A 16984-nucleotide genomic window follows, 5' to 3' on the forward strand; every position below is an offset into this window, starting at 1 on the left:
AAGCCTCCTACTAATTGGAGGCTTTTCTTTTTAAACTTTGACTCACTTTCGTAAGTAAGCCAACGCTCTGCGAGTCAATGCTTCTGTGTAGGGATTGATCTTCCAGTGGTCGGAACTCCAACCTTTCACAAAGCGCTGAAAGTCTGCCCAAGCCACAGCAAACAAAGGACGCCATTCACGCTCGACTTCATTAGGGTCAAGATTCGGTTGATAGCCCATTAGCGCGTGTTGCAACTGAGCAAAATACGTATCCAAAACCCAAACTTCCATCTCTGCACAACGTTCTGGCTTAACGGCGCTACTCATAAACAGTGCCACATCTTTCATTGCACACCCACATCCAACGTATTGAAAGTCAACCGCAACAACGCTTGATTCTTCTTCATCAAAACAGAAGTTCGCCAATTTGGCATCACCGTGTACTAGTGTTTTAAACTTAGCTTGCGAAAGCGTTTGATCAATCAATTGAGCCGCATTTTGTAGCTCAGTGTCTTGCAATGCTTCAAGCTCGTCGGGTCTGGTTGCTAAGTGCCAGTATGTTCCGGTATGCCACAACTTATCCGAACGAACATCGATGTATCGCGCATGAAAGTTCGCCAACCAAGTGAGGCAGGCTTGTAGATGCTCTAGCTGTGCATCTGTGATGACTTTTGGAAAGCCCACCTCGGCGAGATCTTCCATCACAACGAGCCATTCATTCTCCGATTGGAACGTTTTTAGACCTTGTGGTACTCGGCAGCGAGTATCCACCCCTCCGGAAAAATACTCATACCAATTCACTTCCACCTGATAAGAGTGCAACTTTCTTTGATGAGAACGGTCCGTATTCCAGCCTCTAGGATGCTCTGAAGGCTTAGGGAGTTTTACATGCTTAATGATCACTGAACCAGTAGAATAAGTAACTCGGACTAACTCCCCATAGCCTCCCCATAGCGATTGTATGACTTCTACAGAGCGGTAATTACCGAGATTGAGTTCCTGGCCAATATTTTGGTAGCGTTGGTGGTTGTTACTCATCATGTGAGCAGATGTGACCACGTTTGGTTCTTCTCCATGTAGTGAATAACATATGGGCAAACTGGTTTGATTTGATAACCGAGTGACTCAATTTCTGGCAACACCGCTTCCATCATCACTTTTCCGTACCCCTTACCTCGCAGTGCTTCAGGAACAACCGTTGATGTAATGTGCATGACATTACCCTTAAGCTGATAAATCACCTTGGCTTTATAACCCTGCTCTAAATCAACCCAGAATGTACTATTCGTGGTCTCATGAGTTACTTTATGCATATCTTGCTCTCTAATTTTTGTTACAGATTGATTGAATCAAACTATATCACTGAATAAAATCGATACCATGCGAGAGTGCTGCTTCGCCTCACGCGATTACCTTCTTACATCAGGTACGACAATTATAATGAGAAATATGAGCCCAATTGCCAGAGACGGCAAGCTACCTCTGCAAAGCAAGAAGGCACCAGAACGTCAGGCAAGTACATTAAATAGCACCGATGCAATGGCAATGGTCGAACACGGCAGTGAAGTGAGCTTAAACGTCACCACCCCCGTTGGTACAAAGTTTATTACAACCAGCACATTTGTTGGCTGTCACTCAAATAATACTGCATTGATAGAGGTTCCGAACATCTCTGATGAAGACTTGAAGTTCTATTTTCAGGAAGGCTTTTGGATCAATGTAAAAGCCTACTCTCATCGAGGTGAAGGGGCCGTTATCCCATTTCGGGCCCAATTGCAGCATCGACTAGGCGATCCGTACCCAATTTTGGTGCTAGACCTACCCAACACTATGCAGGTCTTTCAGCTTCGCAAAGAAGTGCGTTACGAAGTAAATTTGAGAGCGCGTGTTTGTTTAGAAGCCTATCGAACTGAATGCGAAATAAGAGATTTATCTCGTAGTGGCTGTCGTTTTGTAACATCACCAATGAGCCGGCCACTTCAGGTTGGTGACCACGTTTCATTGGATCTAACGATGCCCGGAGAAAGTCGTATGCTAGCGCCGTTGCGAGGTCGTATTTGTAATTTACAAAAATCAACGCACTATGCTCGCTACGGAATGGAGTTTGATGAGGTTGGTAAAAACAACGCTAAAAACCTCCTCAGTCACCTCAAATTTGATGGTACTAAGCTCACACTAAAAAGATAGATTTGATAACCCCTATCGCTTATCAAGAAGCTTTGAAGTGCTAGAAAACAAGAAACCCCTTACTTTTCAGTAAGGGGTTTTATTTACTAAGAATAAGGCAGTATCTTAGATAAGAGTCATGACTTAGAAGTCGTAACGTAGACCTAGCGCTAGCTCATCTTTTTCAGCCGCGCCTTCGTTATCCATTAGATCGAAGTTGTATGATGCGTAGCCACGGAAGTTAGGCTTGAAGTAGTAAGTTACATCAACAGCTAGGTTTTCTACAGTATCTGCGTCTTCTAGTTCACCTTTGTTGAACGTAGAAGTGAATACAGTTTGACCCATAGTGTAAGCAGCGGCTAGTTCGTAGCCTTTGTAATCAAAAGTCTTACCTGCAACATCCATATCCGCGCCAGTGTAGTTACCAGCGAAGTAGAAGTCACCTACAGAGTATGCAGCTACCAGCATGAACTCATCGCTGTCGTTTTGATCTGCGTAACCAGCACCTAGTTCAAAACCAGTGTTAGCAAACGCGTAAACACCAGATAGAGAGAAGCCATCTTCCTCGTTGTCTGTAAAGCCTTGTGCATCTGTTGTGCGATCAGCAAAACGGTAGCTAGCGCGTACAGCTAGTTGCTCGAATTGGCCTTTGTAAGACAGCATGTTATCTGTACGGTCAGAAACAGGCAGTTTAAGTGCTGCTGTGTTACCGTGGTAAGCCATAATGTCAGTAAAGTCAGTAAGAACCACTAGTGCGCCGTCGTTTTTACCGTAAGTTACTTCACCGTATTTGCCACCCAGACCTGCATAAGCGTAACGAGTTTCAAGATCACTATTGTTATCTACGGCACCTTCTTCTTTTGTTTTGAACTCACCTTCCCAAAAACCAACGCCGTATAGGTTTTCATTGATTTCCTGTTTGCCTAGGAAGTTAAGACGGATGCGAGTACGGTCTTCTGCCTTACCATCCATCATAGAAAGACGCGCTTCAGCGCGGCCGCCCATCTCAAGAGAAGTGCCATCTTGGTTGTATAGTTCTGAAGCGACAACTTGAGATCCTGATGCCATTAGCGCCACTGCTACAGCTAAAGTTTTTAATTTCATTTTTATTTTCCATATCATTGTTTTATATGTGTTTTCTCACCAGAAAAACAGGACTTTTCTGTACCAACGAGAAAACTGGCGGCATAGTAGCAGCTGTTATTTTTCACGCAACGTGTTGAATAAACAGCGCTTATAGAAGAAAACACCACTTAAAATGACGATATGAATACCTCTCAACCATCAAGTTATCGGTTGAGTTAAAAAAAATGTTCGCGTCAAAAAAAAATTGACGAAAAAAATGTAAAAACAATATCACAAAACGTGATATTGCCCGCAAAAAAACTTGTTAACTGACTGTTTTAGATAGACTTATTGATAATAAATCCGATTGTTACAAACAAAAAATCCCTGAGCATTCACTCAGGGATTTAGAGATTTGATAAGTAGATGATGAATTAAAGCTTAAAGAAACTTAATTGCTCTTTCTGCTTCTCTGCAAGTAATGAAAGCTCAGTACTCGCACTTGCACTTTGGCTGATGCCCGCTACGTTTTGGTTTACAAGCTCCGACATGTTAACCACGTTGCGATTGATATCTTGAGTAACTTGAGACTGCTCTTCGGCTGCGGTTGCTACTTGCGTGTTTGAATCGTTGATGTTGGCGACCGACTCGGTAATTCCAACCAACGCTTCATTCGCTTGTTGCGTCAGCTCGTTGTTGCGGCTAAGCATATCAAGGCTGACTTGCATACTGTCATTCGCCAGCCCAGACTGCGCTTGAAGCTCTTCAATGATCGTTTGGATCTCTTGTGTCGAGTCTTGAGTACGCGCTGCTAGCATGCGTACTTCATCAGCTACTACCGCAAAACCACGACCAGATTCACCAGCTCGCGCCGCTTCAATCGCAGCATTCAATGCTAGCAAGTTGGTCTGCTCAGATACGCCGCGAATCACTTCAATAACATCGTTGATCTGTACAGATTGCTCTTTTAGACGCAAAACAACTTGCGCTGCATCGTTCAATGCTTGAGACATTTGCGCACTTGCTTCCGCACTTTCTTGGAAGATAGCCAAACCTGATTGAGCAAGTCCATCAGCTTCACGCGCGGTTGCGTCAGCAGAGGTCGCGTTATCACTCACATTATTCGCAGTGCTTGCAAGCTCGTTAACCGCAGATGCAACTTGCTCGATCTCCGCTAACTCTTGTTGAGCGTTCGCTTCCGCTTGCGTCATTACCGCAGCTAATTCGGTCGATGCAGATGCAACTTCCTCACTAATACGGGTTAACTGGTCCACAGTGTTGTATAACTGCTCTGCGGTTTGGTTTACATCTTTGCTCAGCTTAGAGATCTCATTGTCCCCATCGACATCTGCACGTACTGATAGATTACCCATTGCTAACTGACGCATCACTTCTTGCAGCTTTTGGATTGGTGTAACAATCATGCCAGATAGGAACCAAGCGCCTATCAATGAGAAAGCAAATACCGCTAAAACCGTCAACATAGCGTTATTTTGCACACGTTCATTTTGCTGATGACTTCTGATAGTAGATTGTTCAGCTTGCTCGTTTACATGCTTTGATAGTGTGTTAATTTGTTGGACCATTTCTCGGCCAACATTGCGATACTCTTTGACAAATGCACGGTACTCGCTATCCGATTTCAAACCTTGATCGTATTGGTTGAAGAAAGCAACTGAGCGCTCTGAATATCGCACATAGGATTCAATTGCTTGGCGAACTTTAACGGCATCGTCACGGAATAGGTTTCGGGCTTCAATTGCGCTTAAATCGGCATCAACTTGCTTTAAGCCTTCTTTCAATTCGGTTAGAAAATTCTCACGACGAGAAGCATCGTAAATAGCGTAAACCGCGCTTATGCGCAGAGGGTAAATTTGGTCGTCAATACTCGCCAATGTGTCTTTGTGAAAAACCAAAGATTCTTGGTTGGAAGCAATAACATCTTGCTCTGCTTGAAGATTGTTTTTAGTAATCCAAAGAGCAATAAACAAAACAATCGCGGTAAATAATACCGGAACCAAAATTTGCGTTCGTACTGACAAATTTTTCAGTGATAACTGCATGACAGGGCCTCAGTTGTATGCGTGATGTCTATATCCAAACAAACTCGAGCAGTGCCTATAACAACGTTACTTTTCGGCAGTTTGAATATCTATGCTTCCTTGCGACGGGATAAATCCCAGACGAATAAACAAGTGGCGAATATTAGAGGTTGATCACACTTTTGTCTAGTACAAAAACTCTCCATTTTCAATCTGTTATTGACAATATCCCGACAGTGGCGTCGGGATATTGTCGTTATGATAAATTATGATCACTTATGATGAGATACATTCACATTTAGGACGGTTTCAGCCTATTTTCTCAACGAATTGAGCTTAGCTTGAGCAAGGCCAAAAATGGTATCGATTGGATAAGAGCCTTCATCGGTTGGCTCACCAGCAACTTTCCCCGTAAACAATTCGATAGCTTCAGTAACATGGTCAATCGCCCAAATATTAAACTCACCTTTTTCGACTGCTTTCACGATGTCGGAACGAAGCATTAGATTGTGAACATTAGAGCGCGGAATAATGACCCCCTGCCCGTCATGACGACCTTTAATTACACACACATCATAAAAGCCTTCGATCTTTTCGTTTACGCCACCAATAGGCTGAGCTTGACCAAATTGATTCATCGACCCTGTTATCGCAATGTCTTGTCGATTTGGTTGCTTTGAAAAAGCAGACACAACCGCACATAACTCAGCCATGCTGGCACTATCACCATCAACACCACCGTAAGATTGCTCAAAGGTAATGGTTGTCGTTAATGGCACTCGTGCCGTTTTACCAAATACGGAAGATAAGTAGGCAGACAAAATCATTACGCCCTTAGAGTGAATACTGCCACCCAAATCCACGCTGCGCTCGATATCGATAACATCCCCATCACCGTAACACGTCGTCGCTGTGATGCGATTCGGTGCACCAAACATGTAGTCACTAGTGCTCAATACCGAAAGTGCGTTCACTTGGCCTACGGCTTCTCCTTCGGTGCGAATCAGCGTTGTGCCGTTAATAAAGGTTTCCATTACGTTATCGCGTAATCGGCTTACTCGCATTTCTTGGTTATTGAGCGCCTCTTCAACATGCCCAATACGGATCATGTTGGAGTTGGCTTGACGAGCCACGTAGTTCGACTCTCGAAGCAAGTTGGCGATATTAGCCGAATGTAGAGATAGCTTGGATTGGTCGCCAGACAAACGTGAGCTGTATTCGATGATCCGAGCAATGGCTTTGCGATCGCAATGCAGCATATTGTTGTCATGCACCACGCTAGAGATAAAGCGCGCGTAATGCAGCTCAGACTCCGGCGTACGTTTCATTTCGTCTTCGAAATCTGCCGTCACACGGAACAACTCGCTGAACTCTGGATCGTAATGTTGGAGTAATTGGTAAGTTCGGTAATCACCAAATAAGATAATTTTGATATCAAGCGGAATCGGTTCAGGATCGAGTGATACCGCCCCCGTCAATGTGACCTCTTTTTCTAGAGACGTAAAACTCAATTGACGAGCACGCAATGCGCGCTTCAAACCATCCCAAACGTAAGGCTGTTCAAGTACTTTCTGAGCATCCATTAATAGAACGCCGCCATTCGCCTTATGCAAGCTCCCTGCGCGAATCAGCGAGAAGTCGGTAAACACCGTTCCCTTGAAAGTGGCAGTCTCAATCGACCCGAAGAGTGAATGATAGTTGGGATTTTCTTCAACAACGATAGGAAATTCGCTGCTTTTACGGCTTACCAAGACGTTCACTTTATAACGACGTGGCAATTTTTTATCCAAGGATGCCGTCGCAATTTCGCCTTGCTCGCCACTTTGGTCAAGGAAGATATCTGCGTTTTCAACAATATCTTTTTGCAGCTCAGTTAAGTAGGTTTTGATTTCGGAATATTGCGCGTAATCCACTTTGAGTTTTTTGATGAAGTGAGTAATCACATCAAGCGTCACTTCATCATTGAGCTTTTTGATTTTATCGCTGTATGTCTCTTCCCACTCCGTAAGCTCACGAACCATCGAGCGCAATCGCACTTCGAGTTCATCAATAGCATCGCTGAATTGCTCTTGTTCTTTTTTGCTTAGTGCATCAAAAGACTCTTCCGTATGAAGCTCATCACCGTTCATGGCGACAAACTGATAATCCCCCTGTGTAGTCAGTGTTAGGCTGATGCCTTTTTCTTTTGCCTCTCGACTAATACGATCCAGCTCGTTTTGTTGCTTAGCTGCCAATTGATTTTTTAATCGCTCAGCGCGGCTAAAGTACATTTCATTGTCGAATGCTAGGGGTAAAGCATTCAATAATTTGCCCATTAAAGCTTCAATATCAACACGTAGCTTATTTCCGATACCACAAGGCAGCTTTAATACCTTTGGTGTACGGGTATCCTCAAAGTTCGCAACGTAACACCAATCAAACAGGGCTGCTGCATCGTGTTGGTGACGATTCAGATAGCGCAAGATCATGGTGCGTTTACCTAGCCCATTCTGACCAATGGCGTAGATGTTATACCCTTTCTCTTTGATGGACATCGCAAACTCGACCGCTTTTTGCGCGCGCTCTTGGCCCACGATTTCATCAATTGGAGGTAACTCCTTGGTCGACTTACATGGCATATTCTCTAGATCTGCTACAGAATATAGCTGCTTAGCTTCCAATCTTAGTATTGCCATATCCACTTCCTTTTTTCTTATTTTCGTTATTTGAGTGTAGAGATTATTTGCTTAATTTTAAGTGATTTACCTTCCACCCTAGATTGATTGGACATTTTATGAACACATAAGTGATATTAACACGCACTTGCAATTGATAATCAATTTCATTTAATATCTAAACAAATCAAATGTTGTGGAGATGGATATGAATATTGAGCAATGCTGGATGCGCTACTTAAAAGCGGAGCAACTGATGGAACAAGGCCATTGGCCAGAAGCTCATCGTTTATATGACGACGTGCTCAACAATCTACCCAACCACATTCATCTAGCGCTAGAAAATGCACAAACTAAACCTTGCCAGTTTGTATGTCTCATTACGGGGCTTAGAGATGCCAGCGTGACGCAATCAGAGATTCTCAACAAACTCGGCTTACAGCATGATGCGTTCTCAATACTCAATCAAACTTACGCGCTATTTCAATTTTTGCAGCTAGAGAGCCATGAACTGATTGAGCGCGTAGGTCACCTACTTGGTCAACAGAGCGAAGACTTGTTAGCTCACATGGCGGCATTTTGCTCTGCCCAACGTAATGCTCAATGGATGATAGAACTCGAGCACGTAACGCGCGCGCATGAGCAGTTCTTACATTTGCAAGCAATGAGTTCGGCAAAATCTTCGCCTTCTCACCTGTATAATTAATCTAAAGCTCAAGCATTGAGGCCAGCTAGGTTTATGCTGTCCATTGCTTGAGTATCATTTGCTTTATCAACCACAAGGATCTGTGATGTCTTCTAAAACCATTCTTTCGGTGAACAACCTATCAGTCAGCTTTACGACAAACGATGGGATCGTCGATGCAGTAAAGAATGTTAGCTTCGATTTAAAAGCAGGCGAGACGCTGTCCATCGTTGGCGAATCTGGCTCTGGCAAGTCAGTATCAACCAATGCACTGATGAAACTACTGCCAGACAACGCTATTTTGCATGAAAGCTCATCCATCATGTTTGAGGGTAGCTCCATCTTGGATAAAACAGAGCGTGAAATGCAAAGTATTCGCGGTGATCGCATTGGCATGATTTTTCAAGAGCCGATGACCTCACTAAACCCGTACATGCGGGTGGGTATCCAAGTCGCTGAGGCCATCATGTGTCACCGCCCGGTCGACAGACGAACAGCAAAAGCAAAGGTGTTAGAGCTGTTTGAATTGGTTCATATGCCAAACCCAGAAAAAGCGTACAACAAGTACCCACACGAATTTTCTGGTGGTCAATTGCAACGCATCATGATTGCGATGGCACTGATTAACGAGCCCGATATTTTGATCGCCGACGAACCTACAACAGCGTTGGATGTCACGGTTCAAGCAGAAGTGTTGCACCTGATTAAAGAAATTCAGGCTCAGATGGGCATGGCAATCCTATTTATTACTCATGACTTAGGCGTCGTAAAACACTTTGCAGACCGTGTCATTGTGATGTGTAAAGGAGAAGTCGTCGAAGAAGGCGAAACGCAAGCACTCTTCGAGGACCCAAAGCACGAATACACACGTATGCTAATCAACTCGATTCCTAAAGGCAGTAAGGAGCCTATTAGCGAAAGTGCTACACAGCTTTTAAAGGCCGACGATATACGAGTCAAATTCTTGGTAAAGTCGCATTTTATTGCGAGCAAGAATGAGTACTTCGAAGCGGTAAAAGGCATTTCTCTTGAGCTTAAACAAGGAGAGACCCTCGGGATCGTTGGGGAGTCCGGTTCAGGTAAGTCTACACTCGGCCGAGCTTTGATAGGTCTACTGCCCTCAACTGGCAAAATAGAATATAAAGGCCAAGATATGGCCTTGCTGACAAACAAAGAACGTTTTGAGCTGAAAAAAGACGTTCAGATGGTATTCCAAGACCCTTATGGTTCGCTTTCTCCTCGTATGACTATCGGCGAGATCATCACAGAAGGATTAACTGTCCACCAACCAATGTTGAGTAAAAAAGAACGTATGCAGAAAGCGCGCGACGTGCTCCGTGAGGTCCGCTTAGATCCCGCGTCCATCAACCGTTATCCGCACGAGTTTTCAGGAGGCCAGCGTCAGCGTATTGCTATCGCGCGAGCACTGATCCTTGAACCTTCGTTTATTCTGCTTGATGAGCCAACCTCTGCATTAGACCGCTCGGTTCAACTGACTGTGATTGATCTCCTGAAAGATTTGCAGAAAAAGCATAACATTGGCTACTTGTTTATTAGCCACGATCTATCAGTCGTCAAAGCCCTTTCTGATCGTGTTCTTGTCATGCAAAAAGGCGAGGTCATGGAACAAGGTACAGCCGAAAATATTTTCCAAAACCCTAAAAATGACTACACGAAAAAACTGATAGATGCCTCATTTGATCTTGAAAACAGTGAAAATCAGCACAATGCAGCTTAGGTTCATCACAGTTTCATATTCATAAACTAGGATTAAGAAAAGGTGATGATTTCATCTTGTCTTAAGAATGGCGTAGCTGCCTTTCGGTTTGGCCGCCGAGACTGGTTGGTTCAAGAGTCAGACTTAGTCAACCTGGCTCAAATACTGGCAAACAGTATGAATTGAGTTCCCCCAACCATGAAAAATGCCGCGACACTGTCGCGGCATTTTTTTATTCTCAGAAGCTTCGAACAACTAGGGCATTAAATCGACTCAATACCCATATTATGTAACGTAAATGCATACACGTCTGTGGTGAGGTCAATTTGCTTACTCAGCGGCATTCCTGCACCATGACCTGCATTGACATCAATGCGTATTAATACTGGATTAGCGCCTTGCTGCTTGTCTTGCAGCTCCGCAATAAATTTGTACGAATGTGCTGGCACAACTCGGTCGTCGTGATCAGCAGTTGTCACCAAGGTAGCAGGATATTGCACGCCTTCTTTTACATTGTGAACAGGAGAGTAACCAAGCAAGTATTGGAACATCGCTTCACTTTGCTCCGACGTGCCATAGTCATACTTCCAGCCTTCTCCAGAAGTAAACGTGTGATAACGCAGCATATCAAGCACGCCAACCGCAGGCAGCGCGACTTTGAATAGTTCAGGGCGTTGCGTCATACACGCTCCAACTAACAAACCACCATTAGAACCACCGCGAATCGCTAGGCGATCCGAGCTAGTGTAGTCGTTTTCAATCAGGTATTCCGCCGCCGCAATAAAGTCATCAAACACGTTTTGCTTTTGCTGCTGAGTGCCTGCGTTGTGCCAGGCTTTACCGTATTCACCGCCGCCTCGCATGTTGGCGACAGCGTAAATACCACCCAACTCTAACCAGTTGGCTACATTGCCAGAAAACATTGGAGTGAGGCTGATGTTAAAACCGCCGTAACCATACAACATGGTTGGTGCTCTACCATCAAGTGCAATGCCCTTCTTGTATGAGATGATCATCGGAACTTGCGTGCCGTCTTTTGAGGTGTAAAACACCTGTTTTGATTCATACTCATTACGATCGAACGGTGCCTTTGATTCTTGAAACAGCGTCGAACCACCAGATTCGACATCAAATGAGAAGATCGTCGGAGGCGTCACGTAGTTAGTGAATGTGTAATAAAGTGTGGTTTCTTCTTTTTTACCCGCCAGACCATAAGCCGTGCCTTCTCCCGGCAATTGTACATCTCGAATCCACTCACCTTGGTAGTTAAACTGCTGCACTTTAGAAAGCACATCTACCATATAAGTCGCAAACAGATAACCGCCACCTTTGCTGATTTCTAACGGCTGTTCTTGTTCAGCAATCACGTCAGCCCATTGTTCTGTCTGAGTGTTGTAGCTGACAACTTTGCCATTCGGCGCGTCTAGGTTGGTGTAAAGCAGCAAGGTTGCGTCTTGGCTATCAATTAAGTAGGTGTCGCCTTGCGTTGTATCGCGCAGCGTCACAATTGCTTGGGAGTCAGACTGTAAATCTATATAAAACAGACGATTACCCGATGTAGATTCTGCGCCAGAGATAATGAGGAAGCGATCATCTGTCGTCGTCGTACCAGACACATAACGATGAACTTGCGTATCCAACTCACCAAAAATCACTTTATCTTCAGATTGAGGGGTACCAAGTTCATGATAATAAAGCTTGTGATGCTCAGTTCGAGCAGACAACTCACTGCCTTGCGGCTTATCGTAGCTTGAGTAATAGAAGCCTTTGCTGCCCAGCCAAGAAATCGACGTAAACTTCGCATCAACAATCTCAGGCTCTAACTGTTCTTTGGTTTCCGTATCAATGACAAAGATCTTACGCCAATCACTGCCCCCTTCCGAGATGGAATACGCGACCAAACGGTAGTCTTTAGAGAAGCTGACTTCGCCAAGAGAGGTCGTGCCCTCTTCGGAGAAAGTATTTGGATCAAGGAAAACCTCGGCTTCTCCCTCGCCTTTACGTCGATACAATACGCTTTGGTTTTGCAAGCCGTCGTTTTTGTAGAAGTAGGTGTAGTCACCACGTACAAATGGCTGGGAATATTTTTCGTAGTTTTGACTCTTCGCCACTAAGTCACGGATTTGTTGGCGGTACGGGATCTGACCAAGGAAATCGAAGGTGACCGAATTTTGACCCGAAACCCATTGAGCGGTTTCTTCACTGCGATCATCTTCTAACCAGCGATAAGGGTCGGTAATGTCGTGACCAAAATAAGTGTCCACGACAGAATCTTTACGTGTTTTTGGGTAATGCATAACGTCCGTGTTACTCCGTTGTTTTTATTAAGTTGTTTATCTTCAATCGTTTTATTGCGGTGATTACCTTAGAGCACCCAATTTTGATTTCAACGACATTGTTTTAAATCTATGAAGAACCTAGAAATAATGAGATATCGTTAAGTACCGGTCACGAATGTGCTCAATAAGCAACTTTACTTTGTTCGGTGGTTGACGAGTAAACGGATACACCGCGTAGATACCCAACTTTTTACCTACTAATTCAGGAAAAATATCCACCAGTTGACCATTACGAATATCGTGATACACCAAACAGCGCGGGACGTAAGCAATACCATGGCCGCCCAGAGCGGCTTTACGTAATGCGGTCGCGTTATCAGTAGAAAAGCAGCCCGATACTTTGACGATGTAATTGCCATCTTCTCCTTTAAACTCCCAATCCGTTGCACCTGTGGTTTGGTAAGCGTATTGCAGACAATTGTGCGTGGTGAGATCAATCGGCTCGATCGGTTTCCCATTTTTAGCGATATATGAAGGGGACGCGCATACCACCCATTGGGAATCGAGAATATGTCGTGCGATCAAACTGGAGTCGGCTAGGTAGCCAGTTCGAATGACTAAGTCGTAACCATCAGCCACTAAATCGACAAAGCGGTTATCCAATGACATGTCCACGGTCAGACCCGGATGAAGGTTACAAAATTCGGCAACAGCATCAGCAAGTATCAAATCTCCAGAGATACACGGCACGGACATTTTTATATGACCGCTCACATTCTCTCCAAAGCCTGCAACAGCATCCATAGCCTCCTGAGTGGCCTGCTTCACATTTTTAGCACTGTGGAGTAACACCTTACCTGCCTCGGTCAAGGTTAATTTGCGCGTTGTTCGATATAATAGCTGAGCCCCTATTTCTTCCTCCAACCTCGCCATTCTTTTGCTAACTACCGAATTTGTAAGGTTATTTGCCTCTGCAACCTTGCTAAAGCTGCCAAGTTCGATTACTTGAGAAAATAGAATTAAGTCGTCTGCTCTCATACCATTATGTCACTTTTGGAATTAATTATTTTCATTATTTCCCTATATCAACAAAAAATAAAGGAGTAAATTCACGCCAAATTAACAAAACCATTACAACAAAAAGTCACCTCTACAGCGGATTGACACCGTTCGAGAAGTCAGCGTACGAAGGATGTACAAATGAGTGAAACCCTACTTGCCCTAGTGGCATTTTCGCCAATTGTTGTTGCCGCCATCTTATTGGTTGGTCTCAACTGGCCTGCTAAAAAAGCCATGCCTGTTGCGTTCGGTTTGACCGTCGCTATTGCCCTAATGTTTTGGGATATGTCAGCCAATCGCGTACTGGCTTCTGTATTCCAAGGGCTAGGCATTACTGTCTCTGTTCTATGGATCGTGTTTGGTGCCATCTTCTTGCTCAACACTTTAAAACACACTGGAGCGATCACCACTATCCGTAATGGATTTACCGATATTTCAGCTGACCGCCGTGTGCAAGCCATCATCATTGCTTGGTGCTTTGGCTCGTTCATTGAGGGCGCATCTGGGTTCGGTACCCCTGCAGCAATCGCTGCACCACTACTGGTTGCAATCGGCTTCCCTGCGCTAGCCGCTGTCCTTATGGGCATGATGATTCAGTCAACGCCTGTTTCATTCGGCGCGGTAGGCACGCCTATCATCGTAGGTGTAAACAAAGGTTTAGACACCCATAACATCAGTGAGTCGTTGGCCGCACAAGGTGCAACGTGGGAAATGTACCTGCAAGATATCACAGCGCACGTTGCTGTCATTCACGCAGTCGTAGGTACGATGATCCCAGTATTAATGGCGATGATGTTAACACGTTTCTTCGGTAAGAACAGAAGCTGGAGTGAAGGTCTGGATATTCTACCATTTGCGTTATTCGCTGGTATCTCTTTCACCGTTCCATACGCGTTAACCGGTGTTTTCTTAGGTGCAGAGTTCCCTTCACTTATCGGTGGTTTGGTTGGTCTGTCTATCGTTGTTACCGCAGCGAAAAAAGGCTTCTTAGTACCAAAGACTAAGTGGGATTTCGAAAGCGAAGACAAATGGCCTGCAGAGTGGTTAGGTTCGCTAAAAGTCGATCTAAACGACAATCCGGGCAAGCCAATGAGCATCGTAAAAGCTTGGGTTCCATATGTAATGCTGGCAGTTATTCTCGTCGCAAGCCGCGTAAGCCCAGAACTGAAAGGCTTTGTACAAAGCGTAAGTTTGTCGTTCAGCAACATTCTTGGTGAGACTGGCGTTAGCGCTGCGATTCAGCCGTTATACCTTCCTGGTGGCATTCTGGTGTTTGTCGCACTACTTGCTGCAATGTTACAAAGCGGCAGCGTAAAGCCATTGCGTGAAGCATTTGGTGAGTCAAGCAAAACACTGATTGGGGCCGGTTTTGTCTTGGTATTTACCATTCCGATGGTTCGTATCTTTATCAACTCAGGCATCAACGGTGCTGACCTAGCAAGTATGCCCGTCACAACCGCAAACTTCGCCTCTGACCTTGTTGGTTCTGCGTTCCCAGCGCTGAGTGCCACCGTTGGTGCACTGGGTGCGTTCATCGCTGGCTCAAACACGGTATCAAATATGATGTTCAGCCAGTTCCAATTCGAAGTGGCACAAACGTTGTCTATTTCGAGTGTGATTGTTGTATCACTCCAGGCCGTCGGTGCTGCCGCAGGTAACATGATTGCGATTCACAACGTTGTTGCCGCATCAGCCACGGTAGGTTTGCTTGGTCGTGAAGGCGCAACATTGCGTAAGACGATTATCCCTACGTTCTACTACATTGTAATGACAGGCATTATTGGATTGGTGCTGATTTATGGCTTCCAAATGACAGATGTCTTGATGAAGTAACGCGAAATGCAGGGTTTACAGCCCTGCCTAATTTGACACAGCTGTCTGCACTACTACCCCGACATGTTGATTTAGCTTGCTACATCAATTCCCCCGACAGCTGTGTCACCCTTTCCAGTTTGCATAACTGATTGAGTGATTTAATAAAATTTTTCAACCAATTATGTAAATGGGTTACCAACATCACCGATTCAAACGTAAGTGAACCATAGGTAACTATACTCATTTTGATGTCTTCACTGCTTTGCGATGAAGGCTCAACGAAAGAGCAAATTGCTCCACAACTTTGCTTAGAATAACCGCTAGGACACCATTATGATTATCTCAGCTTCTACTGACTACCGCGCTGCCGCGAAAGCCAAGCTTCCCCCGTTTCTATTCCATTATATTGATGGCGGCTCTTACGACGAACGCACGCTGAAGCGTAATACTGACGATTTAGGTGATGTCGCTCTTCGCCAACGCGTCCTACGCGATATGACAGATTTGAGCCTCGAAACCGAGATCTTCGGTGAGAAACTGGCAATGCCAATCGCGCTAGCTCCTGTTGGTCTAACTGGTATGTACGCGCGCCGAGGCGAGGTGCAAGCAGCAAAAGCAGCCGAGAAAAAAGGCATCCCATTTACTATGTCGACTGTTTCGGTTTGTCCGATTGAAGAAGTCGCACCTGCAATTGAACGTCCAATGTGGTTCCAGCTTTACGTGCTTAAAGATCGTGGCTTTATGAAAAACGTACTTGAGCGTGCAAAAGCAGCAGGCGTAACAACGCTGGTGTTTACCGTTGATATGCCAGTTCCTGGCGCACGTTACCGTGACATGCACTCAGGTATGAGTGGCCCTAACGCGGCCATGCGTCGTGTATTCCAGGCGATGCGCCACCCAAGCTGGGCGCTGGATGTGGGTCTACTTGGTAAACCGCACGACTTAGGTAACATCTCAACTTATCGTGGCGAACCAACAAAGCTAGAAGATTACATCGGCTGGTTAGGCGCAAACTTCGACCCTTCTATCTCCTGGAAAGATCTTGAGTGGATTCGTGATTTTTGGGATGGCCCAATGGTTATCAAAGGCATTCTAGATGAAGAAGACGCGAAAGATGCGGTACGTTTCGGCGCAGATGGCATTGTGGTATCTAACCATGGTGGCCGTCAGTTAGATGGCGTACTTTCAAGTGCTAAAGCACTGCCAAGCATTGCGGATGCGGTAAAAGGTGATCTTAAGATCTTCGTAGACTCTGGTATTCGTACTGGTCTTGATGTCGTTCGTATGCTCGCACTTGGTGCAGACTGTACGCTTCTTGGCCGTTCATTTGTGTACGCATTGGCAGCACAAGGCGGAGCAGGCGTTGAAAATCTACTGGATCTGTACGATAAAGAAATGCGTGTAGCAATGACGCTGACTGGCGCTAAGTCTATCGCGGATCTTTCACGCGATTCGCTAGTGAAAATCCCATAATCTTTGCAATCGAGCAAAACAGAAACGAAAAAACGAGCCAACAGTGGCTC

At 45.0% G+C, this 16984-nt stretch carries 12 protein-coding genes; 5 read left to right on the forward strand and 7 right to left on the reverse strand.

Translation table 11 applies throughout. The features are described 5' to 3' along the window. Nucleotides 1-42 precede the first annotated feature (42 nt). Both R7D93_RS02220 and R7D93_RS02225 read right to left on the reverse strand, forming a co-directional pair. Complete coding sequence (locus tag R7D93_RS02220) at nucleotides 43-1020, reverse strand: ecdysteroid 22-kinase family protein (protein ID WP_225495834.1); 978 nt, start codon at nucleotides 1018-1020, stop codon at nucleotides 43-45. Further along, nucleotides 1017-1292 (reverse strand): GNAT family N-acetyltransferase, encoded by a 276-nt coding sequence (locus R7D93_RS02225; protein WP_005375124.1) that lies wholly within the window; start codon nucleotides 1290-1292, stop codon nucleotides 1017-1019. Before R7D93_RS02225 ends, R7D93_RS02220 begins: the two co-directional genes overlap by 4 nt. Before the next feature lie 127 nt (nucleotides 1293-1419). On the opposite strand from R7D93_RS02225, the gene R7D93_RS02230 reads away from it, so the two are divergent. Continuing rightward, entirely contained in the window at nucleotides 1420-2166 is a 747-nt protein-coding gene (locus R7D93_RS02230; RefSeq protein ID WP_042521645.1) for a flagellar brake protein, read from the forward strand. 123 nt (nucleotides 2167-2289) lie between these two features. Here the strand turns inward: R7D93_RS02230 and R7D93_RS02235 are convergent, their stop codons facing one another. From R7D93_RS02235 to R7D93_RS02245, 3 genes are all read right to left on the reverse strand, one after another. Then, nucleotides 2290-3249, reverse strand: a complete 960-nt coding sequence (locus R7D93_RS02235; protein WP_064354918.1) for a porin — start codon at nucleotides 3247-3249, stop codon at nucleotides 2290-2292. A 395-nt stretch (nucleotides 3250-3644) separates the two neighbouring features. Then, on the reverse strand, nucleotides 3645-5273 hold the full coding sequence (locus tag R7D93_RS02240) for a methyl-accepting chemotaxis protein (protein ID WP_005375120.1): 1629 nt from the start codon (nucleotides 5271-5273) through the stop codon (nucleotides 3645-3647). 293 nt (nucleotides 5274-5566) lie between these two features. Further along, nucleotides 5567-7927: a Lon protease family protein gene (locus tag R7D93_RS02245; protein WP_136976844.1), complete on the reverse strand. Its 2361-nt coding sequence runs from the start codon at nucleotides 7925-7927 to the stop codon at nucleotides 5567-5569. Nucleotides 7928-8114: 187 nt separating this feature from the next. On the opposite strand from R7D93_RS02245, the gene R7D93_RS02250 reads away from it, so the two are divergent. Both R7D93_RS02250 and R7D93_RS02255 read left to right on the forward strand, forming a co-directional pair. Beyond that, nucleotides 8115-8612: a hypothetical protein gene (locus R7D93_RS02250; RefSeq protein WP_005375116.1), complete on the forward strand. Its 498-nt coding sequence runs from the start codon at nucleotides 8115-8117 to the stop codon at nucleotides 8610-8612. Nucleotides 8613-8697: 85 nt separating this feature from the next. After that, a complete protein-coding gene (locus R7D93_RS02255) occupies nucleotides 8698-10329 on the forward strand; it encodes an ABC transporter ATP-binding protein (RefSeq protein ID WP_053350042.1) in 1632 nt (543 codons plus the stop codon). Nucleotides 10330-10571: 242 nt separating this feature from the next. On the opposite strand, the gene R7D93_RS02260 is transcribed toward R7D93_RS02255, so the two are convergent. Together R7D93_RS02260 and R7D93_RS02265 are read right to left on the reverse strand one after the other, a co-directional pair. Next, the gene (locus R7D93_RS02260) at nucleotides 10572-12605 is read right to left on the reverse strand and encodes a prolyl oligopeptidase family serine peptidase (RefSeq protein ID WP_151515314.1); all 2034 of its coding nucleotides are present in this window, start codon (nucleotides 12603-12605) and stop codon (nucleotides 10572-10574) included. A gap of 120 nt (nucleotides 12606-12725) precedes the next feature. Further along, complete coding sequence (locus R7D93_RS02265; RefSeq protein WP_005375112.1) at nucleotides 12726-13625, reverse strand: LysR family transcriptional regulator; 900 nt, start codon at nucleotides 13623-13625, stop codon at nucleotides 12726-12728. A gap of 162 nt (nucleotides 13626-13787) precedes the next feature. On the opposite strand from R7D93_RS02265, the gene R7D93_RS02270 reads away from it, so the two are divergent. Both R7D93_RS02270 and lldD read left to right on the forward strand, forming a co-directional pair. Further along, nucleotides 13788-15479 (forward strand): L-lactate permease, encoded by a 1692-nt coding sequence (locus R7D93_RS02270; RefSeq protein WP_033906714.1) that lies wholly within the window; start codon nucleotides 13788-13790, stop codon nucleotides 15477-15479. Nucleotides 15480-15794: 315 nt separating this feature from the next. Beyond that, nucleotides 15795-16934: an FMN-dependent L-lactate dehydrogenase LldD gene (gene lldD / locus R7D93_RS02275; protein ID WP_005383962.1), complete on the forward strand. Its 1140-nt coding sequence runs from the start codon at nucleotides 15795-15797 to the stop codon at nucleotides 16932-16934. The last annotated feature ends 50 nt before the right edge of the window (nucleotides 16935-16984 follow it).

Origin of the sequence: Vibrio sp. YT-15 (genome assembly GCF_033337445.1) — a bacterium.
Taxonomy (GTDB): Bacteria; Pseudomonadota; Gammaproteobacteria; order Enterobacterales; family Vibrionaceae; genus Vibrio; species Vibrio alginolyticus.

What these genes read in the sequence shown, in the direction of transcription:
- R7D93_RS02220 (WP_225495834.1), bottom strand. Translation starts at nt 1,020, where the DNA reads ATGATGAGTAACAACCACCAACGCTACCAAAATATTGGCCAGGAACTC.
- R7D93_RS02225 (WP_005375124.1), bottom strand. Translation starts at nt 1,292, where the DNA reads ATGCATAAAGTAACTCATGAGACCACGAATAGTACATTCTGGGTTGAT.
- R7D93_RS02230 (WP_042521645.1), top strand. Translation starts at nt 1,420, where the DNA reads ATGAGAAATATGAGCCCAATTGCCAGAGACGGCAAGCTACCTCTGCAA.
- R7D93_RS02235 (WP_064354918.1), bottom strand. Translation starts at nt 3,249, where the DNA reads ATGAAATTAAAAACTTTAGCTGTAGCAGTGGCGCTAATGGCATCAGGA.
- R7D93_RS02240 (WP_005375120.1), bottom strand. Translation starts at nt 5,273, where the DNA reads ATGCAGTTATCACTGAAAAATTTGTCAGTACGAACGCAAATTTTGGTT.
- R7D93_RS02245 (WP_136976844.1), bottom strand. Translation starts at nt 7,927, where the DNA reads ATGGCAATACTAAGATTGGAAGCTAAGCAGCTATATTCTGTAGCAGAT.
- R7D93_RS02250 (WP_005375116.1), top strand. Translation starts at nt 8,115, where the DNA reads ATGAATATTGAGCAATGCTGGATGCGCTACTTAAAAGCGGAGCAACTG.
- R7D93_RS02255 (WP_053350042.1), top strand. Translation starts at nt 8,698, where the DNA reads ATGTCTTCTAAAACCATTCTTTCGGTGAACAACCTATCAGTCAGCTTT.
- R7D93_RS02260 (WP_151515314.1), bottom strand. Translation starts at nt 12,605, where the DNA reads ATGCATTACCCAAAAACACGTAAAGATTCTGTCGTGGACACTTATTTT.
- R7D93_RS02265 (WP_005375112.1), bottom strand. Translation starts at nt 13,625, where the DNA reads ATGAGAGCAGACGACTTAATTCTATTTTCTCAAGTAATCGAACTTGGC.
- R7D93_RS02270 (WP_033906714.1), top strand. Translation starts at nt 13,788, where the DNA reads ATGAGTGAAACCCTACTTGCCCTAGTGGCATTTTCGCCAATTGTTGTT.
- lldD (WP_005383962.1), top strand. Translation starts at nt 15,795, where the DNA reads ATGATTATCTCAGCTTCTACTGACTACCGCGCTGCCGCGAAAGCCAAG.